This window comes from Nocardioides sp. DN36, from assembly GCF_055380375.1.
In genome coordinates this window covers 3996076-4016637 of the sequence record NZ_AP043823.1, presented here as the reverse complement: position 1 = coordinate 4016637, position 20562 = coordinate 3996076, and the positions used below count along the sequence as shown (strand labels likewise).

The window sequence follows — 20562 nt, the reverse complement described above, 5'->3', positions numbered from 1 at the left end:
GCCAGCAGCGCTGCCCGACGCGACGCTGAACGCGCCGCGTCGGGCAGGTGACGACCTCGGCTACTCGACCGTGACGGACTTGGCCAGGTTGCGCGGCTTGTCGATGTCGTGGCCGAGGTGGCGCGCCGCGTGGTAGGCGAGCACCTGGAGCGGGACGGTGAGCAGGATCGGGTCCAGCTCGCGCTCGTTGCGGGGTACGTCGATCCGCAGCGCCGGCACCTCCCCGAGGTCCACGTCCTCGTGGGTCAGGACCACCAGCGGGCCGCGGCGGGCGGCGATCTCGTGCAGGGCGCCCACGTTGCGATCGGTGAGCTCGTCGGCCGGCACCACCGCGACGGTGGGCACCTCCGGCGAGATCAGCGCCAGCGGCCCGTGCTTGAGCTCGGAGGTCTGGTAGGCCTCGGCGTGCCGGTAGGAGATCTCCTTGAACTTCTGCGCCCCCTCGCGGGCGACCGGGAAGCCGCGGACCCGGCCGACGAAGAAGAGGCTCTCGGCCTCGGCCAGCTGCCGGGCCACCTCGGCCAGCTCGTCCTCGCGCTCGAGGACCTGGGCGATCTGCTCCGGGAGCCGGGCGAGGCCGGCGATCAGCCGCTTGCCGTCGGCGATGGAGAGGTCGCGCACCCGGCCCAGCTGCAGGGCCAGCAGCGCGAAGCCGAGGAACATGTTGGTCAGCGCCTTGGTGGACGCGACGGCCACCTCGGGGCCGGCGTGCAGGTAGATGCCGCCGTCGCACTCGCGGGCGATGGCGCTGCCGACCACGTTGACCAGGCCGACCACGCGGCCACCCTTGCGGCGGATCTCCTGGACCGCGAGCAGGGTGTCGATGGTCTCGCCGGACTGGCTGACCGCGACGTAGAGCGTGTCCGGCTCGATGACCGGGTCGCGGTAGCGGAACTCGCTGGCCGCCTCGGCGTCCGCGGGGATCCGGGCCAGCTCCTCGATCAGCGAGGCACCCATCTGGCCCACGTAGTACGCCGAGCCGCAGCCGAGGATCTTCACCCGGCGGATCGCCCTGGTTTCACGTGGATCCATGTTGAGCCCGCCGAGGTGCGCGGTGCCGAAGCGCTCGTCGAGGCGGCCGCGCAGCACCCGCTCGGCGGCGGCGGGCTGCTCGAGCATCTCCTTGTGCATGAAGGAGTCGTGGTCGCCGGCGTCGTACGAGGCCGGGTCGATGTCGACCTTGGTCGCGGTCTTGCCGGTGGTGGAGAGGTCCTGGCGGTACGTCGTGAACCCGGTCGCCGTGAGCGTGGCGAGCTCGCCGTCGTCGAGGTGCGCCACGGTCGTCGTGTAGCGGACCAGCGCGGCGAGGTCGGAGGCGACGTGCATCTCCTTCTCGCCGACGCCGATGATCAGCGGGCTGCCGTTGCGGGCGACGACCAGGCGGTCGGGGAAGTCCGCGTGCATCACCGCGACGCCGTAGGTCCCGTGGATGGCGGCCAGCGCGTCGCGCACCTTGCCCTCGAGGGTGTCGGCGTCGGAGCGGGCCACCAGGTGCGCGAGCACCTCGGTGTCGGTGTCCGAGACCAGGTCCACCCCGTCGTCGGCGAGCTGCTGGCGCAGCGCGGCGGCGTTGTCGATGATCCCGTTGTGGACCACCGCCACGTCACCCTTGGCGTCGGTGTGCGGGTGGGCGTTCACGTCGTTCGCGGGCCCGTGGGTCGCCCAGCGGGTGTGCCCGATGCCGACCTTGCCGCCGAACCGCTTCGGCAGCTCCTCGGTCAGGTCCCGCACCCGGCCGGCCTTCTTCGCGACGCGGACGGTCGAGGTGCCTCCCGAGGTGCCGAGCACCGCGACGCCCGCCGAGTCGTAGCCCCGGTGCTCGAGCCGGGTCAGGCCCTCGAGCAGCAGTGGGGCGGCCTGCTGGCTGCCGATGTAGCCGACGATTCCGCACATTCTGTGTCTCCCTCGTGGTGGTCGTTGGGTCGGGCCGTCCGAGATCAGCCGTAGACGATGCGGCGCAGCTGCCGCTCGCTGAGCTCCGGAGCGGCCACCACGCGGGCGGCGAGCTCCTCGGCGATCAGCGCGAAGATCTCGGGGTTCTTCGCGCCGTAGGTCTGCAGGTGGGCGTGCCGGCGGCGCACGTAGGCCTCCACCGGCTCCGCGAAGTACGCCACCACGTCCTCGACGACGCGGGCCGCCTCGGCTCCGCTCAGCCCCGTGCTGGCGGCGATGCGGTCGACCAGGGCGGGGTCCGGGACGGTGGGCACACCGAGATCGTGGGCCACGCGGCCCATCACGGCAACTTCCTGCCCGAAATCGGGCAGGAACGGTCCTTTCGGCGCCGCAAGTCACGGCCGTCGTTCGTCCCACCCGTCACTCCCCTCCCGGCGGGGAGCGCACTCCGTCGTTCTGGGGCTGTCCCGGGCCCCGAGTGGAGGGACTGGGGCGACTTCGGCGGTTTTTCGACCCCCCGGGTGGGGGTGCGCTACGCTAGGTGAACAGAAGGTGAACGAAAGGTGTCCCGAGATGAACACGCAGATGACCGATGGCCTCGTCCAGACCTGGGTGCGGGTGGTCGACGAGCGTGGCCGGGCGCACCTCGAGGCCCGCTGGGTGTCGGTGTCCGCCACCCCCGCCCAGACCCCGACGCAGACGCACGCCGCCTGATCCGCTGAGCCGGTCATGATGGGGGCATGACCGCCCCGCTCGCTCCCCTGGCCCTGCTCGACACCGACTCCCTGATCGGGGAGGAGGACCGCGCGATCCGCGACACGGTGCGCAGCTTCGTCGAGGAGCGGCTCCGACCCGAGATCGCCGGTTGGTACGAGCGCGGTGACGTGCCGGTGCGGGACCTCGCCCTGGAGTTCGGCAAGCTCGGGCTGCTCGGCATGCACCTCGAGGGCTACGGCTGCGCCGGCACCAGCGCCACGGCGTACGGCCTGGCCTGCCTGGAGCTCGAGGCCGGCGACTCCGGCCTCCGCTCGGTCGTGTCCGTGCAGGGGTCGCTGGCGATGTTCGCGATCTGGAAGCACGGGTCGGACGAGCAGAAGGAGCAGTGGCTGCCGCGGATGGCGACCGGCGAGGCCATCGGCTGCTTCGGCCTGACCGAGCCGGACTTCGGCTCCAACCCCGGCGGCATGCGCACCCGCGCCGTCCGCGACGGCAGCGACTGGGTGCTGACCGGCAACAAGATGTGGATCACCAACGGCTCCGTCGCCGACGTCGCGGTCGTCTGGGCGCGCACCGACGACGGGATCCGCGGCTTCGTCGTGCCCACCGACACCCCCGGCTTCTCCGCCACCGAGATCAAGCACAAGATGTCGCTGCGCGCCTCGGTGACCGCCGAGCTCGCGCTCGACGACGTGCGCCTCCCGGAGTCGGCGATGCTCCCCGGGGCGCGAGGGCTCTCCGGCCCGCTGTCCTGCCTGACCGAGGCCCGGTTCGGCATCATCTTCGGCGCGCTCGGCGCGGCCCGGGACTGCCTCGAGACCACCATCGCCTACGCCCGCGAGCGCGAGATCTTCGACCGGCAGCTGGCCTCCTACCAGCTGACGCAGGCCAAGCTCGCCGACATGGCGGTCGAGCTGGGCAAGGGCATGCTCCTCGCGCTGCACCTCGGCCGGCTCAAGGACGAGGGGCGGCTGCTCGCCCCGGCGATCAGCGTCGGCAAGCTGAACAGCACCCGCGAGGCGATCGCCATCGCGCGCGAGTGCCGCACCGTCCTGGGGGCCGCCGGGATCACGCTGGAGTACCCCCTGATGAGGCACGCGAACAACCTCGAGTCGGTGCTGACCTACGAGGGCACCTCCGAGGTCCACCAGCTGGTCATCGGCCAGGCCCTCACCGGCGAGTCCGCCTTCCGCTGACCCAGTGGTCCAGACCACTTCGGGGTGGGAATGAAACGGACCGGGGTCCGGTTAAGGTGGTTGAAGTTTGAACAAACCGACCGCCAGGAGCAGACCATGAACTTCTTCAACCGCAGCAAGACCAGCACCGCCGTCGCCGAGCCCGTCTTCGACGCCCCGACCACCGTCGTCGAGGACATCACCGGCGACTACACGATCGACCCGACCCACAGCCGCCTCGGCTTCAGCGCCCGCCACGCGATGGTCACCACCGTGCGCGGCCAGTTCACCGACTTCGCCGGCACCGCCCACATCGACACCGCGAACCCGGCCGCCTCCAAGGTCGAGCTGACCATCCAGACCGCCAGCATCGACACCGGTGTCGCCGACCGCGACGGCCACCTCCGCTCCGGCGACTTCTTCGACGTCGAGGCCAACCCGACCATCACCTTCGTCTCGACCAAGGTCGAGCGAGACGGCGACGACTGGACCATCACCGGCGACCTGACCATGAAGGGCGTCGCCAAGCCGGTCACCATCGAGTTCGAGTCCACCGGCTCGGCCCGCGACCCGTTCGGCAACCTGCGCGTCGGCTTCGAGGGCGCGACCTCGATCAACCGCAAGGACTGGGGCCTGACCTGGAACGCCGCGCTCGAGACCGGCGGCGTGCTCGTCTCCGAGAAGATCAAGCTCGAGTTCGACGTCTCGGCGATCCAGAGCGCCTGACGCACCCCTGCTTCACACGGTCCGGACGGGGCCGCCGAGGAAATTCGGCGGCCCCGTCGGCCATTTCCTGCTCCAATCGTCTCCATGCCCGCCGCACTCGATCTCCCCGCCGGCCTCTCCGAGCGTCCGCTCGTCCTCTCCGACGCCGCTGCGGTGACCGCGGTCATGGCCGCGCAGGAGCTCGTCGACGTCGGCGAGGTGGTCATCGAGGAGGCCGACATCGTGGCCGACTGGCAGCGCCCCGGTTACGACGTGGCCGACAGCACGGTCGGGGTCTTCGACGGCGACACGCTCGTGGCGTACGCCGAGGTGTCGCAGGGCGACCGCGGGGACGCCGCGGTGCACCCCGACCACCGGGGCCGGGGGCTCGGCACCGCCCTGGCCCGCTGGATGCAGGAGAAGGCACGGGAGAAGGGCGCCGGCCTGATCGGGATGCCGGTGCCCGTCGGCTCGGCCGGCGACCGACTGCTGGAGGCGCTCGGCTACCACGTGCGCTGGAACAGCTGGGTGCTCCAGCTGCCCGCCGGCACGACGGTCCCGCCCCGCGACCTGCCGGAGGGGTACGCCGTCGGGGCCGCCACGCCGGACCTGTACGAGCAGTGCTGGACCGTGCAGGAGGACGCGTTCCTCGAGTGGTCCGAGCGTGAGCGCCAGACCTTCGACGAGTGGCGCGCGTGGACCACCCTGCGCCCCGGCTTCGAGCCGTGGCACCTGCGCGTGGTCACCGACCCTGCCGGCGACGTCGCGGCGGTGGCGGTCCTGCAGGTGCACCTGCCGACCGCCTTCATCGCCCGCCTCGCCACCCGCAGCGAGCAGCGCGGCCGGGGCCTGGCCCAGGCGCTGCTCGTCGACGCCTTCGCCGCCGGTGCCGAGCACGGGGCCACCGTCTCCGAGCTGTCCACCGACTCCCGCACCGGCGCCCTCTCCCTCTACGAGAAGGTCGGGATGGTCGTCACGTCGAACTGGGTCAACCGCGCCATCCGCCTCTGAGCCGGGTCAGCGGGAGACCGGCGCCGACTCGACGGTGGTCACGACCCGGGTGACCGAGGGACGGCGCGGGGTCGAGGAGAAGCCGAACCGGCACGGCGGGTCCACCGGCGCGAGCTCGCCGAGGTCGACGCCGTCGAAGCTGCCCCTCGCCGCGGTCACGGCCCGGGTGTCGGTCGCGCCGTACCACTCGCGCCGGTCGTTGCCGGCGGTGCCGCGGGTGCGGACGCCGCGCAGGGCGACGCGCGCGACGGGGTCGGTCAGGGCGCACCAGGCGGGGCTCTCCGCGAGCCCGCCCGGCACCGCACGCAGCAGCAGGCCCAGGGGCGTACGCCGCCCGACGCCGAGCTCGAGCGCCAGCGACGGGGCGCTCACCCGCCAGCCGGTCCCCCTGTCGGACATGGTGTCGGCCACGGTGACGGGCTCGATCCGGGTCTCGTCGAAGACGTAGGTGGCCTGCACGAAGTCCGCCACCTCGGCGCGGGGCGCGATCAGCACCCGGTGCCCTGCCCCGGTCTCCACCATCACGTCTGCGAACGGGCCGAGGGGCGTGTCGTCCCACCGCCCGACGACCACCCGAACCCCGCTCGTGCTGCCCACGCCGGCGATGGCGCCCCGGAACCGCTCGCGCACCCTCAACGGCGCAGCCTGAGCTCGACCGGGCGGCGGCTGATCGGGCCGGACCCGGCCACCTCGTCGAGCGCGTCGAAGATGTTGCGCAGGTTGATGATCAGGCCACCGTAGACCGGCCAGAGCGGGGAGATCGGGCTCTCGACGCCGACCAGCTCCACGATCTCGTCGAGGTACTCGCGGCAGCGCCGCAGCGTCTCCCGGTCGGAGTCGATGATCGCCCGGCCACCCGTCCGCAGCGTCTCGACCAGCGCGTCGCGGAACTCCGGCTGCCACTGCTCCTCGTCGTGCAGCGAGTGGGACTGGGTGCGCGCCATGCTGCGGGTGTCGGCCAGCGCCTGCTCGAGCCGCTCGAGCATCGAGAACCACTGCTTGGGGTCGCGCATGGGCACGGCCTGGCGGCGCGGGTTCAGCCGGGCGCTCTCCTTGGCCTGCCGCACCAGCGCCCACGCCCGGTCGAGCTCGTCGTCGAGCTCGCGGGCCCGCTTGTCCCAGCCCTCGACGTCGGTGCGCGCGACCCCGGACTCGAGGTCGTCGCCCATCTCGATGAGCAGCTCACCGATCTTGTCGTCCAGCGCCTCGAGGGCGACCGCGGCGGTGTGCCGTCGCAGCGGCGGCCACACCACGGCGGTGACCGCCAGTCCCACGACGATGCCGATCGCGGTGTCGAGCAGCCGCGAGACGAGCATGTGGTCGTTGGTCGAGAAGCCCGTGGTCAGCACGACCAGCGCGGTCGCGGCGACCGTCGTGCCCTGGCCCTCGAAGATCCGGTGCGCACCCACGGACAGCCCGAGGAGCAGCACCACGCCGACCGCGAGCGGGTCGAGGCCCACGACGTTGCCGACCGCCCAGGCCAGCAGCACGCCCGCGACCGCGGCGCCGACCTGCCGGGCTCCCTGCGAGAAGGTCCGGTAGACCGTCGCGTGCACCACCAGCAGCGCCGACCACGGCGCCAGGAACGACTGCGGCAGCTCCAGCCACTCGGTGGCGATCAGCCAGGCGATCACCCCGGCCACCACGGTCTTCACGATCTGGAGGACGTCGGTCCAGAAGACCGGGTCACTCAGCCTGCCACGCGCTCCCTCAGGGCGCGGTCCGCTCAAGGACATGGCACCTCCCTCGCGTCGTACGACGCACCGACACCCCCGCCGGTCACTTGCTCCCGGCCTCCCGTGCCCACCGCGCCGGTCCCGCATGCCCCCGGAAGGAGTCGTGCGGCCCACAGTGCGCCAGGGCGCACCGTGGGCCGCACGAGGCGGGGTCAGGCGTGGGCCGGGGTCCCGGGGTCCAGCTCCTCCTCGACGCCCTCGTCGCCGAGGTCGGCGTGGTAGTCCTCCGGCCTGGTCTGGTCGACGCCCTCGTCGATGCCCATCGCACGCAGCCCGAACGAGAGGCCGACGCTGACCACGAGGTTGAGCAGCAGCGCGGTGAACCCGATGTACATCAGCGTGTCGAAGGGCAGCCAGTCCGACCAGGGCACGCTCAGGAACGGGTCGAGCGGGCTGCCGAAGTGGCTGCCGGGGTCCCCGACCTTCGGGTTGTTGTAGGCCGTCCACGTGCCGTAGACCATGCCGACCGCCCAGCCGACGAACAGAGCCGTGCGGTGGAAGAACCGGGTGTAGAGCCCGACCACGATGGCGGGGAACGTCTGCAGGATCCAGACGCCGCCGAGCAGCTGCAGGTCCAGGGCGTAGGTCGTCGACACGAACAGCACGAACGCCAGCGCACCGAACTTGACCAGCAGCGACGCCAGCTTGCTCTGGGTCGCCTCCTCCGACGGGGTGGCGTTCCGGTTGATGAACGCCTTGTAGATGTTGCGGGTCCACAGGTTCGCGGCCGCGATCGACATGATCGCCGCCGGCACGAGGGCGCCGATCACGATCGCCGCGAACGCGACACCGGCGAACCAGTCGGGGAACTCGTTCTCGAACAGCTGCGGCACCGCCTGCTGCGGGTTGGTCACCTTGACCCCGGCGGCGATCGCCACGAAGCCGAGCAGCGCGAGCAGCCCGAGCAGGAAGGAGTACGCCGGCAGCAGGGCCGCGTTGCGTCGGATCACCGAGCGCTCCCGGGTCGACAGCACCGCGGTCACCGAGTGGGGGTACATGAACAGCGCCAGGGCCGAGCCGAGGGCCAACGAGGCGTAGGCCCAGTGCAGCAGCGGTGCCGGGATCACGCTCTTCGGGGCGGCCTGGCCGGCGGCGATCGCGTCGGCGTTCGAGCTGTTGAAGCTGGCGAACGAGTCGGACACGCTGCCGAAGATGCTGCCCCAGCCGCCGAGCTGCGAGGGCAGGTAGAGCACGGCGACGATGATGACGACGTAGATCAGCGCGTCCTTGACGAACGCGATCAGCGCGGGCGCCCGCAGCCCCGAGGAGTAGGTGTAGGCCGCGAGCACCACGAACGCGATGAAGAGCGGCAGGTCCTTGACGAACCAGTTGTCGCTGCCGGTGCCGATGCCCATGACCTCCAGGCAGACCTGCATGCCCACCAGCTGCAGCGCGATGTAGGGCATCGTCGCGAGGATGCCCGTCAGTGCCACCGCGGTCGCCAGCGGGCGGCTGTCGTACCTCCCCTGCACGAAGTCGGCCGGGGTCACGTAGCCGTGCCGGTGCGAGACCGACCAGAGCCGCGGCAGGAACAGGAAGATCAGCGGGTAGACCACGATCGTGTACGGCACGGCGAAGAAGCCGATGGCGCTGCCGGCGTAGAGGAGCGCGGGCACCGCGACGAAGGTGTACGCCGTGTAGAGGTCACCGCCGATGAGGAACCAGGCGATGAACGTGCCGAAGCCGCGGCCGCCGAGGCCCCACTCGTCGAGGTTGTCCAATTTCTCGGCCCGGCGCCAACGGGCGGCGGCGAAGCCGAGGACCGTGACCAGCAGGAAGAAGAACAGGAACACGCTGAACGTGATGGTGCTGACGCCGCTCATCGCTGCGGCCCCCGGTCTGCGGCGCGCGCCGCCCGGTCACGTCGTTCGGCGGTCTTCGTGAGGTAGTAGGCGAGGACGGTGAGCGCGACGGCACCCGGGATCATCGCCAGCTGGGCCCAGAAGTAGAACGGGAACCCGCCCAACGCCGGGTCCGTGGAGTCGTAGAGCGGGACGAGCAGCGGCACCACCACCGCGGGTGCCAGCAGCACCAGGACGAGGATCCAGAGCCCTCGTGACGATCCGCCCTCAGGGCGGCGGGAAACGTCGGTCATGACACACCTCCGAGTAGGTGGTACCCACTGTGGGACCGGGTGTGACCATAGCCACCATGGATTCTCGCGTCACCGACCTGTCCCGCTACGACGACTGGCTGGCCTGGCTGGCCCGCCAGGGTGATACGGACCCCGACGTCCGGGTCGCGTGGGTGGGCGGGTCCGCGGCGACGGGCGGGTACGACGACTGGTCGGACCTCGACGTCGAGCTGCTGTGCACCCCCGGCGAGGCCGACGCGGTGTACGACCGGCTGCTGGCGCGGATCCACGAGGACTTCGACGTCGACCACGTCTGGGAGCTGCCGAGGTCGACCTGGCCGGACGGACGGCAGTGCTTCGTGAACCACCAGGACCGAGCCGGGTCGCTGACGGAGCCGACCCGGATCGTCGACCTCCACGTCTCCGACCTGGCCGACGCGCACCGCTTCGTCGACGTACGCCGGCACGGCACCCCGATCGTCGTGCACGACCCGGACGGCCTGGTGGAGCTGCGCCACGACGACGAGGCGGCCCTGCGCGCCGGGATCGCCGAGAACGTCGACCAGATCCGGCAGCGCCGGGCCACTGCGGAGTGGCTGGTGAACCGGGCGGTGCGACGCGGCCAGCTGCCCGAGGCGCACGCGCTCTACCAGCGCTTCGCCCTGTCCCCGCTGGTGCTGCTGCTGCGGGCCGAGCACTGCCCGTGGCGCTACGACTTCGGGCTTCGCTACCTGCACACCGGCCTGCCGGCGGACGTGGCCACCCGGGTGGACGCGCTGCTGCCGGGCACGGCCGACCTCGCCGACCTGTCCGCCGGCTGCTTCGCCTGGACCGACGAGCTGCTCGAGCGCTACCGGCGACGCGGGTAGCCGCCCCTGCGGAACTTCTGGGAGAACAGCATCCACGCCACGAGCCCGAGGATGATGAGGGGCAGGTGGGTCACGACGGTCATGACGAGCAGGATCGCCAGCACCACGTAGACCGGCGTGGGGACACCCCGGCGTCGGGGCGCCGGTCGAGCCGACCAGGCTCCCTGCGCGGGGCGCGGCGGATAGGCCGGCGGCGCGGCGGCGTACCTGCTCGGCAGGTCGGCGAAGACCGGCAGCAGCTCGCCCCGGGTGCGCGCGGCCCAGACCCGGTCGAGGCGCTCGCCGTGCTCCTCCGGAGTCAGCCGGCCCTGCACGAAGTGCTCACCGAGCTCCGTGGCGGCGAGCTCTCGCTCGGCGTCGCTGAGCCGGAGGTGCTGGTCGCTCATGACGACTCCTCGTCACCGTCGGCGAGCACGCCGTAGAGGCGGCGCCGGGTGTCGACGAGGATCTCGACGGCGTCGCGCCGCTGGCGCTCGGAGCCCTGGGTGACGATCTGCCAGACCGCCGACATGACCTGTCCGATCTCGGGCTTGAGGTCGGCGAAGCCGACGCCGTGCTCCTCGTCCCGGGCGGGCGACTCGAACGGCGCCCACACCTCCGCGAGCTCCTCACGGTGCTCCTCGATGTAGTGCCAGCCGGCCGTGGTCGGCTTGAGCTTGCGCTGGCCCGAGCCGTCGATGCCCTCGATCAGCCCCTCGTCCTCGAGCTGCTGGATCGTCGGGTAGACCGAGCCCGGGCTGGGCTTCCAGGCGCCGCCGGAGCGTTCGGCGATCTGCTGCATGACCTGGTAGCCGTTCATCGCGTCCTGGCGCAACACGTCGAGGATCGCCGCCCGCACGTCACCGCGCCGGACCTTCGGCCCGCGCTGCTCCGGCTGCGGCGTGCCGAACAGTCCGGCCAACCACGGCGGTGGCCCGGGCCGGCCCCGGGTCCCGAACGGCCCGCCGGACCACGGCCCACCCCACGACGCCGCGCCCCACGGGCCTCCGCCCCACGCACCCCTACTGCCCATGACTGCCTCCAGACTGTCGCGACCGTTCGCGATATATCGGCAATAGTACGTCGACCGGTCGCCGACACAAGGAGCCCAGCGACGGTCAGCGGGCGAGCCAGGCGGCGTACGCGTCGAAGGTGTAGGGGCGGCCGAGGAAGTCGGCGACCAGGTCGGCGGCGTCCAGGCTGCCCCCGGGCGCGAGCACCCGCTGGCGGTAGCGCCCCGCCACGTCAGGGGCGAACAGGTCGGCGGGGTCGAAGGCGCTGAACATGTCCTTCGCGATCACCAACGACCACATGTAGGTGTAGTAGGCCGAGGAGTAGCCGCCGAGGTGGCCGAAGCTGGCGAACATGTGGGTGCCGTCGATCCAGTCGAACGGCGAGTAGCGCGCCTGCAGCTCGCGCATCCGCGCGGTGAGGTCGGCCGGCCGATCGGCGTGGAACCAGTAGGACATCGCGGCGTAGAACATCTGCGTCCGGGCCTGGTAGCCCTTGCCGAAGTCGTGCGCCGCGCGCATCCGGGCGACCAGGTCCGCCGGGATCGGCTCACCCTCGGCGTCGGTGGCGAAGCCGCGCAGCACGTCGGGGTCCCACGCCCACTCCTCGAGCATCTGGCTCGGCGCCTCGACGAAGTCCCACTCGGTGGCGACGCCCGAGAAGCGGGCCCACTCCCCGCGCCCGGCCAGCACGTGGTGGACCAGGTGGCCGAACTCGTGGAACAGCGTGACGACATGGCTGTGCTCCATCAGCCCCCTGGAGAAGTTGCAGACCAGCGCGCCCTCGGCCAGCTGCCGGCCGGCCACCCCGTCGGCCAAGGTGAACTGGGCCGCGTGCTTGTACTTGCCCTCCCGGGGGTGCAGGTCGAGGTAGATCCGGGCGATCCGCTCGCCGCCACCGTCGTCGCGGACGTCGTACGCCGTCACGTCCTCGTGCCACGTCGGCGCGTCCGGGACCGGGTCCCACCACAGGCCGAAGAGCCGGCCGGTCACCTCGAGCAGCCCCTGCCGGACCTTGGTGAACTCGAAGTAGGTGCGCACCAGCTGCGCGTCCACGTCGAGCTGCTCCTTGCGCACCAGCTCCTCGTAGAAGCCGGCGTCGGCCTGGTCGATCGACGTGGCGCCGGGGATGTCCTGTCGGTAGCGCTCCAGCAGCACCCCGAGGTCGCGGCGCATCGGCTCCTCGGCGGCCGCGGCGATGCGGTCGATGAAGGCGGGGATGGCCGCGCCCGTGCCGATCATCTTGACCTCGGCGTCGTAGGAGGCCCAGTCCGGGAAGCCGACGAGGGTCGCGAGCTCGTGGCGCAGCTCGAACAGCTCGACCAGCAGCGGCTCGTTCTGCGGCCAGCCGCGGCTCAGGAACGCCACCGTGACGTCGCGACGCACCCCGGCGTCACGCACGAACATCCGCGCCGGGACGGAGTCGGGGTAGTCGCTGGTCACGGCCACCAGTCCGTCGTCGCCGGCGGGGTGCGACGCCAGCCAGTCCTCGGGCATCCCCGCGAGCCGTTCCGGCTCGACCCGGACGGTGCGGACGTCGTCGCGGATCGTGCGCCCGAGCTCCTGCACCAGGGCCGTGATCCGCTCGTCGATCTCGGCGAGCCGGGTGCGGGTCGCGTCGTCGCGGTCGACCCCGGAGCGCCGGAAGTCGGTCAGGGTCTTCTCGAGCAGGCGGGCCGCCTGCGGGTCCAGCCCGGTCGGGTCGAGGGCCGCGAGCACGTCGTACAACCCCCGGTCCTGGCGCAGCTCGGTGCCGAGCCGGTCGGCCTCGACCTGCGCCTGCTCGCAGCTGGTGCGCACCTCCTCGAGCGGGTGCACGTTGGCCCACAGCGACCCGACGGCGGCGACGTTGCCGAGCCGGAGGGTGATCTCGTCCCAGGCCCGGAGCGCGTCCAGCGCGTCGGCCGGCGGCGCGGTCCGCAGCGCCGCGACCAGCTCCCGGACGCCGGCCAGCCCGTCCGCCGTGCGGGTCTCGACCCACGCGCGGGCGTGGTCGGCGTCAGGCAGCTCGAGCGGTCCGGTGGCGGTTCGTTCGGTCACCCCGCCCACAGTAGAGGCGGACGGTGTCAGCGGCGCCGACGTCCCTGGTAGGTCACCAGCCCGAGCGCGAGCAGCAGGATGACGATGAAGATCCAGAACCACATGCGGTCCACCTCCTGGCCGTGACGCTAGGCCGTGCCCGGCCCCGGGCGGAGGGGCCGAACGGCTCGTCTTCGCCGATCAGTACGGCGTGCGCGAGCCGTTGGCGATCCAGGCCTCGAACGGCTCCCGGGACCGCGGGTGCGGCGCCCCCACCAGGTTGTCGGCCCACGCCTCCGGCACGGCCGCGAGCGCGGCGTGGAACCGGGCGTCGTCGAACCCGGCGGCCGCGGCGTCGTGCCGGTCCGCGGCGTACACCACCCGGTCCACCCGGGCCCACAGCGAGGCCGCGAGGCACAGTGGGCAGGGCTCGCAGGACGCGAAGAGCGTCGTGCCGGCCAGGCTGAAGTCGCCCTCGGCCCGGCAGGCGGCCCGGATCGCCATCACCTCGGCGTGCGCGGTGGGGTCGAGGTCGGCGGTCACCCGGTTGGCCCCCTCGGCGACCAGCCGGTCGTCGCGGACCACGACGGCACCGAACGGACCGCCGCCGTCCGCCACGTTGGCCACCGCCACCTCGATCGCGCGCCCGAGCCACTCCTCGTCCATGCCGACAGGGTGCCACGGGCCTCCGGAGGCCGTAGGTTGATCGGCGTGAACCCGTGGGGACAGCTCTACCGCGACAACGTCGCCGCCCTCGTGGCCCTGGCCGCGGACCTCTCCGAGGAGCAGCTCCACACCCACGTGCCGGCCACGCCCGCGTGGACGGTGCGCGACGTCTACGCCCACCTCGCGGGTGGCGCGGCCGACGCCCTGGCCGGCCGGATGGACGGCGCGCCCGGGCCGGAGTGGACCGCCCGCCACGTCGGTGAGCGCGCCCGGCTCCCTCTCCCGGTGCTGCTGGAGGAGATCACCGGGCAGCAGGACGCGGTGGCCGCGTCGGTGGTCGACAGCCCGAGCCCGGCCCTGGTCTGGGACATCACCGTCCACCACACCGACCTGCACGAGGCGCTCGGTCTCGGCCAGCCCCCGGAGCCGCTGTGGCGCCTGGTCCTGAAGGCGGCCGGGCCGCGGATGGTCGGCCGGGCCGGGGTCGCGGTCCGCTGCGAGGGCCAGGTCTGGGGCGAGCCCGGCGGTGACGAGCTGCCCGAGGTGTCGGCGTACGAGCTCTACCGCACGGTGTTCTCCCGGCGCTCCCGCAGCCAGGTCCGCGCCTGGGCCGGCCCGGAGTGGAGCGAGGAGCAGGTGGACGCGCTCGGGGTGTTCGGGCCACGGCTGGACGACCAGCCGCAGCCTGCCTGAGCACGCCGTTCGGCCGCGCCGTTCGCCCGCGCCGGGCGGCTCCGCGCTCCTACGATGTGCCGGTGCCCTCCCCCACCGCATCCCGGCTGCGCCCCGCTGCGCTGGTGCTCGGCTGCGCCCTGCTCGCCGGCGGCGCCGTCACCGCGCCCGCGACGGCCGGGGAGTCGCCGCGCCAGGACGTCCGGCGGACCCGGGCGATGTACGCCGACCCGCAGTCCTCGGCCGCCCGCGCCGCGCGTGACGACGCCTCCTTCAGGCCGCTGGCCCGGGCGCCGCAGGCCCTCTGGGTCACCGGGGCGGTTGCGACCGCCGACGTGCGTCGGGTGGTCCGTGAGTACGCCGACCGCGCGAACGCCGCCGACCGCACCCCGCTGCTGTCGGTCTACGCGATCCCGGACCGCGACTGCGGCCTGTACTCCTCCGGGGGCATCGCCGGCGCCGACGAGTACGTGACGTGGGTCCGGCACGTCGCCGCCGGGCTGCGCGGCCGGCACGCCATGGTGGTCCTCGAGCCCGACGCCGTCGCGTTCTTCGACGACCCCCGCTGCCAGAACGCCGGCGACCGGCTCGGCCTGCTGCGCCGGGCCACGAAGGCGCTGGCGCGCGCCGGGGCGTGGGTCTACATCGACGCCGGCCACTCCGGGTGGCGCTCCGCCGAGGAGATGGCACCGCTGCTGAAGAAGGCCGGCGTGTCCCACGCCCGGGGGTTCAGCACCAACGTCGCGAACTTCGTCGAGACCGCGAAGGAGCGCGACTATGCCCGGGCGCTCACGCGACGCCTGGCGGCGATCGGCGTGCCGGGCCGTCACTACGTGATCGAGACCGCCCGCAACGGCGCCCGGACCGCCCCGACCCCCGGCGACGTGTGCAACCCCGTCGAGGCGCGGACCGGCCGGCGGCCGCGGCTGGTCTTCGACGGCGCCCTCGACGGCTACGTCTGGGTCAAGCACCCCGGCGAGTCCGACGGCCAGTCCGCCGACGGCACCTGCCACGGGGGTCCGGCGGGCCGGCCAGTGGTGGCCCGAGGGCGCCCGCCGGCTGCTCGGCGACTGACGGCTCACCAGCCGGAGGAGCCCGGCCCGCCCTTGAACGGCCCGACGACCCGGCCCGTGATCCAGCCTCCGTAGAAACCGCCCGGCTGGGGCACCACCACCTCGCCGTCGACCGTGCACCGGTCGACCAGCCCGGGCATCACCGCGATCGCACCCGTGATCGCCTCGAAGCCGCGCGTCGGCTCGGGGTAGGTCCATGCCGCGCGGGCGGCCACCCGCTCGTCGGTGACGAGGTCGAAGTAGGCGGCCCGCCCCTTCCACTCGCACCAGGTGGCGCCGTCGGTCTCCCGCAGCACACCGGGCGCGAAGGAGTCGCGCGGCAGGTAGTACGTCGGCGGGTGGCTGGTCTCGAGGACCCGCCAGCCGGCCGAGGTGCCGGCCACCACCCGGCCGCCGAGCTCGACCTCCACCCGCTCGCTGGTCGGCTCGAGCCGGGGCGGGCGCGGGTAGTCCCACACCGACTCCTGGCCGGGACCGGGCCGCTCCGGGACCGGGCGCCTCATGACTGCTGCCTCACGATCGCTGGGCGAGCCGGCCGAGTGCCTCGTCCAGCCCCCGCTCGGCGTGGTCGCCCAGCCGCTTGAACGCCGGCGCGAGCAGCGGCGCGACGTACTTCACCAGGCCCTTGAACTCGAAGTCGGCCGTGTAGGTGACCCGGGTGCCGGCACCCTCCGCCGCGATCTCCATGGTGTCGTGGGCGACCACCGTGGCGTTCTCCCCGCGCAGCGCGAAGCGGGTCGGCGCCTTGACCTCGACCACGGTGTACGTCAGCTCGGACTTCTGCCCGAGGAAGGAGGAGACGTTCCGGTAGGTCGTGCCGACACCGCCGTCGCCGGAGACCCGCTCGGTGCTGACCGTGCCCGGGTCCCACTCGTTGGTCGTGGTGAAGTCGCTCAGGTAGTCGAAGACGCGGTCCGGCGGGACGGTCGTGCGCACCGTGCGCTGCAGCCTCATGGCCTCCAACGTAGGAGGTGCCGGCAAGGAGGCACGTGGTCGCCGCCGGGAAGAACGAGGGACCGGCGTAGGTTCTGGACCCGTGCGCGCGACGATCCGGGGACTGGTCGCGGACACGCGACCGCTGAAGAACGAGCACTTCCGGCGGCTGTGGCTGGCCAACATCATCACCGTGGTCGGCGCCCAGCTGACCGTGGTCGCGGTGCCGGCGCAGATCTACGCCGAGACCGGCTCCTCGGCGTACGTCGGCCTGACCGGGCTGTTCGGTCTGGTGCCGCTCGTGGTCTTCGGGCTGTGGGGCGGGGCGCTGGCCGACCACATGGACCGGCGCACGCTGCTGATCTGCACCACGACCGGCCTGATCGGGACCAGCGCGCTGTTCTGGCTGCAGGCGGCGGCCGGCGGTGTGAACGTGTGGCTGCTGCTCGGGCTGTTCTCCCTGCAGCAGGCGTTCTTCGCCGTCAACCAGCCGACCCGCAGCGCGGTGCTGCCCAAGCTGCTGCCGCTGCCGCTGCTGCCGGCGGCCAACTCGCTGAACATGACGATCTTCCAGGCCGGTGCGATCGCCGGGCCGCTGGTCGCCGGTGCGTTGATCCCGGTGCTCGGCTTCTCGTGGCTCTACCTGATCGACACGATCACGCTGTTCGCGACGCTGAGCGCCGTCGTACGCCTCCCGCGGCTGCCGGTGGAGGGCCGCGGCACCGGCACCCCCGGCCTGCGGTCGGTCGTCGAGGGGCTCGCCTACCTGCGCGGCCACCCGGTGCTGCTGATGTCCTTCGTCGTCGACCTGATCGCGATGGTCTTCGGGATGCCGCGGGCGCTCTTCCCCGAGATCGCGCACGAGTCCTTCGGCGGCCCCGAGCAGGGCGGGCTCGCCTTCGCGCTGCTGTTCGCGGCGATCCCCGCGGGCGCCGTCCTGGGCGGCATTTTTCTCCGGGTGGGTGTCGCGGGTGGACCTGCAGGGCCGGGCGGTCATCGCGTGCATCCTCGTGTGGGGCGTGGCGATGACCGGCTTCGGCGTCGCGGTCGGCCTCGCCGACCACGGGCCACGGCTCTTCCTCGGCGTCGCCGTCGGGCTGCTCGTCCTCGGCGGGGCCGCGGACATGGCCTCGGCCGCGTTCCGCACCAGCATGCTGCAGAGCGCCGCCACCGACGCGGTGCGCGGCCGCCTGCAGGGCGTCTTCATCGTCGTGGTCGCGGGCGGCCCGCGGATCGCCGACGTCGTGCACGGCGCGAGCGCGGCGATGGTCGGGACCGCTGCTGCCGCCGCCGGTGGGGGCGTCCTCGTCGTGGTCGGGACCGTGGTCGCAGCCCTGGCGGTGCCGTCGTTCATGCGCTACCGGATCAGCCGCACCCTGCGCGAGGTGCCCTGACCCCATCGGTCACCGAGGGGTCAGGCGCCGAGCAGTCCTCGGACGTACGCCGCCTGCCCGAGGTGCTGGCTGTCGTCGTTGACGACGCTGACCAGCCGCACCCCCAGGGTCACGGGCGGGTCCCAGCGCTCGTCGACGACCCGGTCGAGGTCCGCGGGCTCGAGCCCGTCGAGGTAGCGGGTCGTCTGCGCGTGCACGGCGGCGAGGTACGCCGCGAGCAGGTCCGCATCGGCCCGCACGTGGGCGACCTGCTCGCTGGAGTGCCCGTAGCCGATGTCGGAGCGGTCGAAGGGCAGGTCGAACCGCTCGTGGAACCCCTGGGCCGTCCACACCTGCTCGAGGCCGGCGACGTCGGCCACGTGGTCGTCCTGGACCCGGGCGAGGTGCCAGACCAGCCAGCCGATCGGGTTGGCGTCCGGACCGGGCCGGTGCGCCAGCTGCTCCGCGTCGAGCCCGTCGACGACGTCGCGGCCACCCTCCGCGATGCGTCCGAAGGCGTCGGCCAGCAGCTCTGCGGGAGTCATGGTCCGAGGCTACGGCGGGTACGGGCGCGGTCAAGTGATCGTGCCGGCCCGCCCCCGGGCCGAGGAGGAGGGAACCAGTGACGCAGTTCGGCTACACCCTGATGACCGAGCAGAGCGGCCCGCGCGAGCTGGTGCGGTACGCCGTCGGCGCCGAGGAGGTCGGCTTCGACTTCGAGGTGATGAGCGACCACTTCTCCCCGTGGCTGACCGAGCAGGGGCACGCGCCGTACGCCTGGTCCGTGCTCGGCGCGGTCGCGCACGCCACCTCGCGGGTGGGGCTGATGACCTACATCACCTGCCCGACGATCCGCTACCACCCCGCCGTGGTGGCCCAGAAGGCCGCGACCGTGCAACTGCTGTCCGAGGGGCGCTTCACCCTCGGGCTGGGCAGCGGCGAGAACCTCAACGAGCACGTCGTGGGGGCCGGGTGGCCGGCCGTCGACGCCCGGCAGGACATGCTCGCCGAGGCCATCGAGATCATCCGGCAGTTGCACACCGGCGAGCTGGTCACCTTCCGTGGCGACCACTTCGACGTCGACTCGGCCCGGATCTGGGACTGCCCCGAGGGCGGGGTCCCGCTCGCGGTGGCCGTCGCCGGCGACAAGGGCGTGGAGCGGTTCGCGCCGCTGGGCGACCACCTGATCGCGGTCGAGCCGAAGGCCGATCTCATCTCGGCGTGGAGCTCCGTGGACGGTGCACCGAGGATCGGGGAGCAGGCGCGCGCGGTCGGGCAGATCCCGATCTGCTGGGACCCCGACGAGGACACCGCCGTGAAGCGGGCGCACGAGCAGTTCCGGTGGTTCGCCGGTGGCTGGAAGGTGAACGCCGACCTGCCCACGCCGGCCGGCTTCTCCGGCGCCACCCAGTTCGTGCGTCCCGAGGACGTCGCAGACTCCATCCCCTGCGGCCCCGACCTCGACAGGATCGTGGAGTCGGTCGGCGCCTTCTGGGAGGCCGGCTTCACCGACGTGGCCCTGGTCCAGATCGGCGACGAGAGCCAGGAGGCCTTCCTGCGCGAGGCCGCGGGCCCGCTGCTGGAGAAGCTGCGCGCCGCCTCGAGCTGAGGTGCAGGTGCCGGCTGCGGCTCTGGTGCCGACCCTGTTGACTCTCAGGTGGCTTGAAGCTCCACTCTCGTCCTCGTGAGCGATGAGGAACACCAGACCCGCGGCACCCTGCCACTCGACGACCGCTCGCCCGGACGGTGGGGCACCTGCCTTGCAATGCCGATCGGCCTGGGGTGCAACACCTTCGGCCGGACGACCGACGAGTCCGACTCCCATCGGGTCCTCGACGCCTTCGCCGACGCAGGAGGCGCACTGGTCGACACCGCCGACACCTACTCCGACGGGGTCTCGGAGTCGATCCTCGGCACCTGGATGCGGCGCCGCAGGAACCGCGACCGGGTGGTCGTCGCGACCAAGGTCGGAAACCATCCGCGCTTCGAGGGACTCTCCGCGCACACCGTGACCGCAGCCGTCGAGGAGTCATTGCGCCGGCTCGGCACCGACCATGTCGACCTGTACCTCGCCCACTACCAGGACGACCGGACGCCCGTCGAGGAGAGCGTGGGCGCCTTCGACGCCCTGGTCCGTTCCGGCAAGGTCCGGGCGGTGGGGCTGTCCAACTTCAGCGCAGGCGCTGTCCGCCAGTGGCTCGAGGTCGCCCACGGCAACGACCTGGCCGCTCCGGTGGCACTTCAGCCCCACTACAGCCTGGTTCATCGGCAGCCGTTCGAGTCGGAGCTCGCCGACCTCGCCGCCGAGGCACAGCTCGCGGTGCTGCCCTACCGTGCCCTCGGCGGCGGATTCCTGTCCGGGAAGTACCGCACCCAGGCCGACACCCGGGACCGAGCCCGCGGCGCCGGCGTACGACCACTGCTCACGCCCGAGGGCCTGGACCTGCTCGACACCGTGCGTGCGATCGCCGCGGAGCACCAGGTGGGTGCGGCCGGCGTCGCACTCGCCTGGTTGTTGCACCAGTCGACCGTCGTGGCACCGCTGGCGTCGGCCACCAGCATCGGCCAGCTCGACGAGCTCCTCGCAGCACCGGCCGTCGACCTGACGCCGCTCGAGCTCAGCCGGCTCGCCGGCGCATCCGCCCGCCTGTCGTGAC

23 protein-coding genes and 1 pseudogene are annotated in these 20562 nt (G+C 72.6%); 11 read left to right on the top strand and 13 right to left on the bottom strand.

The window, feature by feature from the left end; translation table 11 throughout:
- Positions 1–60: 60 nt before the first annotated feature.
- Positions 61–1893, bottom strand: coding sequence for a glutamine--fructose-6-phosphate transaminase (isomerizing) (glmS, locus tag ACZ43H_RS20270; protein WP_464585932.1), 1833 nt, complete (start codon positions 1891–1893; stop codon positions 61–63).
- A gap of 44 nt (positions 1894–1937) precedes the next feature.
- Positions 1938–2207: a hypothetical protein gene (locus ACZ43H_RS20265; RefSeq protein WP_464585931.1), complete on the bottom strand. Its 270-nt coding sequence runs from the start codon at positions 2205–2207 to the stop codon at positions 1938–1940.
- A gap of 259 nt (positions 2208–2466) precedes the next feature.
- Here ACZ43H_RS20265 and ACZ43H_RS20260 point away from each other — a divergent pair, with 259 nt between their 5' ends.
- From ACZ43H_RS20260 to ACZ43H_RS20245, 4 genes are all read left to right on the top strand, one after another.
- Positions 2467–2607 (top strand): hypothetical protein, encoded by a 141-nt coding sequence (locus ACZ43H_RS20260; protein WP_464585930.1) that lies wholly within the window; start codon positions 2467–2469, stop codon positions 2605–2607.
- A gap of 26 nt (positions 2608–2633) precedes the next feature.
- Complete coding sequence (locus ACZ43H_RS20255) at positions 2634–3806, top strand: acyl-CoA dehydrogenase family protein (RefSeq protein WP_464585928.1); 1173 nt, start codon at positions 2634–2636, stop codon at positions 3804–3806.
- Between the two features lie 96 nt (positions 3807–3902).
- Positions 3903–4511 (top strand): YceI family protein, encoded by a 609-nt coding sequence (locus ACZ43H_RS20250; RefSeq protein ID WP_464585927.1) that lies wholly within the window; start codon positions 3903–3905, stop codon positions 4509–4511.
- 84 nt (positions 4512–4595) lie between these two features.
- Positions 4596–5501 carry a GNAT family N-acetyltransferase gene (locus ACZ43H_RS20245; RefSeq protein ID WP_464585925.1) on the top strand — a complete coding sequence of 302 codons (906 nt, stop codon included), beginning with the start codon at positions 4596–4598 and terminating at the stop codon, positions 5499–5501.
- Positions 5502–5507: 6 nt separating this feature from the next.
- Here ACZ43H_RS20245 and ACZ43H_RS20240 read toward each other — a convergent pair whose 3' ends face one another.
- The 4 genes from ACZ43H_RS20240 to ACZ43H_RS20225 all read right to left on the bottom strand — a co-directional run bounded on the left by ACZ43H_RS20240 (position 5508) and on the right by ACZ43H_RS20225 (position 9332).
- The gene (locus ACZ43H_RS20240; RefSeq protein WP_464590887.1) at positions 5508–6131 is read right to left on the bottom strand and encodes a hypothetical protein; all 624 of its coding nucleotides are present in this window, start codon (positions 6129–6131) and stop codon (positions 5508–5510) included.
- A gap of 2 nt (positions 6132–6133) precedes the next feature.
- On the bottom strand, positions 6134–7237 hold the full coding sequence (locus ACZ43H_RS20235; RefSeq protein WP_464585923.1) for an FUSC family protein: 1104 nt from the start codon (positions 7235–7237) through the stop codon (positions 6134–6136).
- A 152-nt stretch (positions 7238–7389) separates the two neighbouring features.
- Positions 7390–9060 (bottom strand): monocarboxylate uptake permease MctP, encoded by a 1671-nt coding sequence (gene mctP, locus ACZ43H_RS20230; RefSeq protein ID WP_464585921.1) that lies wholly within the window; start codon positions 9058–9060, stop codon positions 7390–7392.
- A complete protein-coding gene (locus ACZ43H_RS20225; protein ID WP_464585919.1) occupies positions 9057–9332 on the bottom strand; it encodes a DUF3311 domain-containing protein in 276 nt (91 codons plus the stop codon). Before ACZ43H_RS20225 ends, mctP begins: the two co-directional genes overlap by 4 nt.
- 56 nt (positions 9333–9388) lie before the next feature.
- Here ACZ43H_RS20225 and ACZ43H_RS20220 point away from each other — a divergent pair, with 56 nt between their 5' ends.
- A complete protein-coding gene (locus ACZ43H_RS20220; RefSeq protein ID WP_464585917.1) occupies positions 9389–10180 on the top strand; it encodes a hypothetical protein in 792 nt (263 codons plus the stop codon).
- On the opposite strand, the gene ACZ43H_RS20215 is transcribed toward ACZ43H_RS20220, so the two are convergent.
- The 4 genes from ACZ43H_RS20215 to ACZ43H_RS20200 all read right to left on the bottom strand — a co-directional run bounded on the left by ACZ43H_RS20215 (position 10162) and on the right by ACZ43H_RS20200 (position 13854).
- Positions 10162–10566, bottom strand: coding sequence for a DUF1707 SHOCT-like domain-containing protein (locus tag ACZ43H_RS20215; RefSeq protein ID WP_464585915.1), 405 nt, complete (start codon positions 10564–10566; stop codon positions 10162–10164). The two genes, ACZ43H_RS20220 and ACZ43H_RS20215, sit on opposite strands and share 19 nt — an antisense overlap.
- Positions 10563–11192: a PadR family transcriptional regulator gene (locus ACZ43H_RS20210; RefSeq protein WP_464585913.1), complete on the bottom strand. Its 630-nt coding sequence runs from the start codon at positions 11190–11192 to the stop codon at positions 10563–10565. The genes ACZ43H_RS20215 and ACZ43H_RS20210 overlap by 4 nt, the downstream gene beginning before the upstream one ends.
- An 85-nt stretch (positions 11193–11277) precedes the next feature.
- On the bottom strand, positions 11278–13209 hold the full coding sequence (locus ACZ43H_RS20205; protein ID WP_464585911.1) for a M3 family metallopeptidase: 1932 nt from the start codon (positions 13207–13209) through the stop codon (positions 11278–11280).
- Between the two features lie 180 nt (positions 13210–13389).
- The gene (locus tag ACZ43H_RS20200; protein WP_464585909.1) at positions 13390–13854 is read right to left on the bottom strand and encodes a nucleoside deaminase; all 465 of its coding nucleotides are present in this window, start codon (positions 13852–13854) and stop codon (positions 13390–13392) included.
- Positions 13855–13899: 45 nt separating this feature from the next.
- Here ACZ43H_RS20200 and ACZ43H_RS20195 point away from each other — a divergent pair, with 45 nt between their 5' ends.
- The gene (locus ACZ43H_RS20195; RefSeq protein ID WP_464585907.1) at positions 13900–14547 is read left to right on the top strand and encodes a maleylpyruvate isomerase N-terminal domain-containing protein; all 648 of its coding nucleotides are present in this window, start codon (positions 13900–13902) and stop codon (positions 14545–14547) included.
- A gap of 62 nt (positions 14548–14609) precedes the next feature.
- The gene (locus tag ACZ43H_RS20190; RefSeq protein ID WP_464585905.1) at positions 14610–15674 is read left to right on the top strand and encodes a glycoside hydrolase family 6 protein; all 1065 of its coding nucleotides are present in this window, start codon (positions 14610–14612) and stop codon (positions 15672–15674) included.
- Here ACZ43H_RS20190 and ACZ43H_RS20185 read toward each other — a convergent pair.
- Positions 15605–16102, bottom strand: coding sequence for a DUF427 domain-containing protein (locus ACZ43H_RS20185; protein ID WP_464585903.1), 498 nt, complete (start codon positions 16100–16102; stop codon positions 15605–15607). The two genes, ACZ43H_RS20190 and ACZ43H_RS20185, sit on opposite strands and share 70 nt — an antisense overlap.
- A gap of 10 nt (positions 16103–16112) precedes the next feature.
- The gene (locus tag ACZ43H_RS20180; protein WP_464585901.1) at positions 16113–16553 is read right to left on the bottom strand and encodes an SRPBCC family protein; all 441 of its coding nucleotides are present in this window, start codon (positions 16551–16553) and stop codon (positions 16113–16115) included.
- On the opposite strand from ACZ43H_RS20180, the pseudogene ACZ43H_RS20175 reads away from it, so the two are divergent.
- Together ACZ43H_RS20175 and ACZ43H_RS20170 are read left to right on the top strand one after the other, a co-directional pair.
- Positions 16552–17427: pseudogene (locus ACZ43H_RS20175) on the top strand (MFS transporter); the annotation flags it as partial. The gene ACZ43H_RS20180 and the pseudogene ACZ43H_RS20175 sit on opposite strands and share 2 nt — an antisense overlap.
- Positions 17428–17503: 76 nt before the next feature.
- Positions 17504–17926 (top strand): hypothetical protein, encoded by a 423-nt coding sequence (locus ACZ43H_RS20170; RefSeq protein ID WP_464585900.1) that lies wholly within the window; start codon positions 17504–17506, stop codon positions 17924–17926.
- A gap of 20 nt (positions 17927–17946) precedes the next feature.
- Here ACZ43H_RS20170 and ACZ43H_RS20165 read toward each other — a convergent pair whose 3' ends face one another.
- The gene (locus ACZ43H_RS20165) at positions 17947–18450 is read right to left on the bottom strand and encodes a mycothiol transferase (RefSeq protein ID WP_464585898.1); all 504 of its coding nucleotides are present in this window, start codon (positions 18448–18450) and stop codon (positions 17947–17949) included.
- A 77-nt stretch (positions 18451–18527) separates the two neighbouring features.
- Between ACZ43H_RS20165 and ACZ43H_RS20160 the strand changes: the two genes are divergently transcribed.
- Positions 18528–19514 (top strand): LLM class F420-dependent oxidoreductase, encoded by a 987-nt coding sequence (locus ACZ43H_RS20160; RefSeq protein ID WP_464585896.1) that lies wholly within the window; start codon positions 18528–18530, stop codon positions 19512–19514.
- A gap of 156 nt (positions 19515–19670) precedes the next feature.
- On the top strand, positions 19671–20561 hold the full coding sequence (locus ACZ43H_RS20155; RefSeq protein ID WP_464590885.1) for an aldo/keto reductase: 891 nt from the start codon (positions 19671–19673) through the stop codon (positions 20559–20561).
- Position 20562 lies beyond the last annotated feature (1 nt).

Coding starts and splice junctions, on each gene's coding strand:
- glmS (WP_464585932.1), bottom strand. CDS start 1,893: ATGTGCGGAATCGTCGGCTACATCGGCAGCCAGCAGGCCGCCCCACTG.
- ACZ43H_RS20260 (WP_464585930.1), top strand. CDS start 2,467: ATGAACACGCAGATGACCGATGGCCTCGTCCAGACCTGGGTGCGGGTG.
- ACZ43H_RS20255 (WP_464585928.1), top strand. CDS start 2,634: ATGACCGCCCCGCTCGCTCCCCTGGCCCTGCTCGACACCGACTCCCTG.
- ACZ43H_RS20250 (WP_464585927.1), top strand. CDS start 3,903: ATGAACTTCTTCAACCGCAGCAAGACCAGCACCGCCGTCGCCGAGCCC.
- ACZ43H_RS20245 (WP_464585925.1), top strand. CDS start 4,596: ATGCCCGCCGCACTCGATCTCCCCGCCGGCCTCTCCGAGCGTCCGCTC.
- ACZ43H_RS20235 (WP_464585923.1), bottom strand. CDS start 7,237: ATGTCCTTGAGCGGACCGCGCCCTGAGGGAGCGCGTGGCAGGCTGAGT.
- mctP (WP_464585921.1), bottom strand. CDS start 9,060: ATGAGCGGCGTCAGCACCATCACGTTCAGCGTGTTCCTGTTCTTCTTC.
- ACZ43H_RS20225 (WP_464585919.1), bottom strand. CDS start 9,332: ATGACCGACGTTTCCCGCCGCCCTGAGGGCGGATCGTCACGAGGGCTC.
- ACZ43H_RS20220 (WP_464585917.1), top strand. CDS start 9,389: ATGGATTCTCGCGTCACCGACCTGTCCCGCTACGACGACTGGCTGGCC.
- ACZ43H_RS20215 (WP_464585915.1), bottom strand. CDS start 10,566: ATGAGCGACCAGCACCTCCGGCTCAGCGACGCCGAGCGAGAGCTCGCC.
- ACZ43H_RS20210 (WP_464585913.1), bottom strand. CDS start 11,192: ATGGGCAGTAGGGGTGCGTGGGGCGGAGGCCCGTGGGGCGCGGCGTCG.
- ACZ43H_RS20200 (WP_464585909.1), bottom strand. CDS start 13,854: ATGGACGAGGAGTGGCTCGGGCGCGCGATCGAGGTGGCGGTGGCCAAC.
- ACZ43H_RS20185 (WP_464585903.1), bottom strand. CDS start 16,102: ATGAGGCGCCCGGTCCCGGAGCGGCCCGGTCCCGGCCAGGAGTCGGTG.
- ACZ43H_RS20180 (WP_464585901.1), bottom strand. CDS start 16,553: ATGAGGCTGCAGCGCACGGTGCGCACGACCGTCCCGCCGGACCGCGTC.
- ACZ43H_RS20165 (WP_464585898.1), bottom strand. CDS start 18,450: ATGACTCCCGCAGAGCTGCTGGCCGACGCCTTCGGACGCATCGCGGAG.
- ACZ43H_RS20155 (WP_464590885.1), top strand. CDS start 19,671: ATGCCGATCGGCCTGGGGTGCAACACCTTCGGCCGGACGACCGACGAG.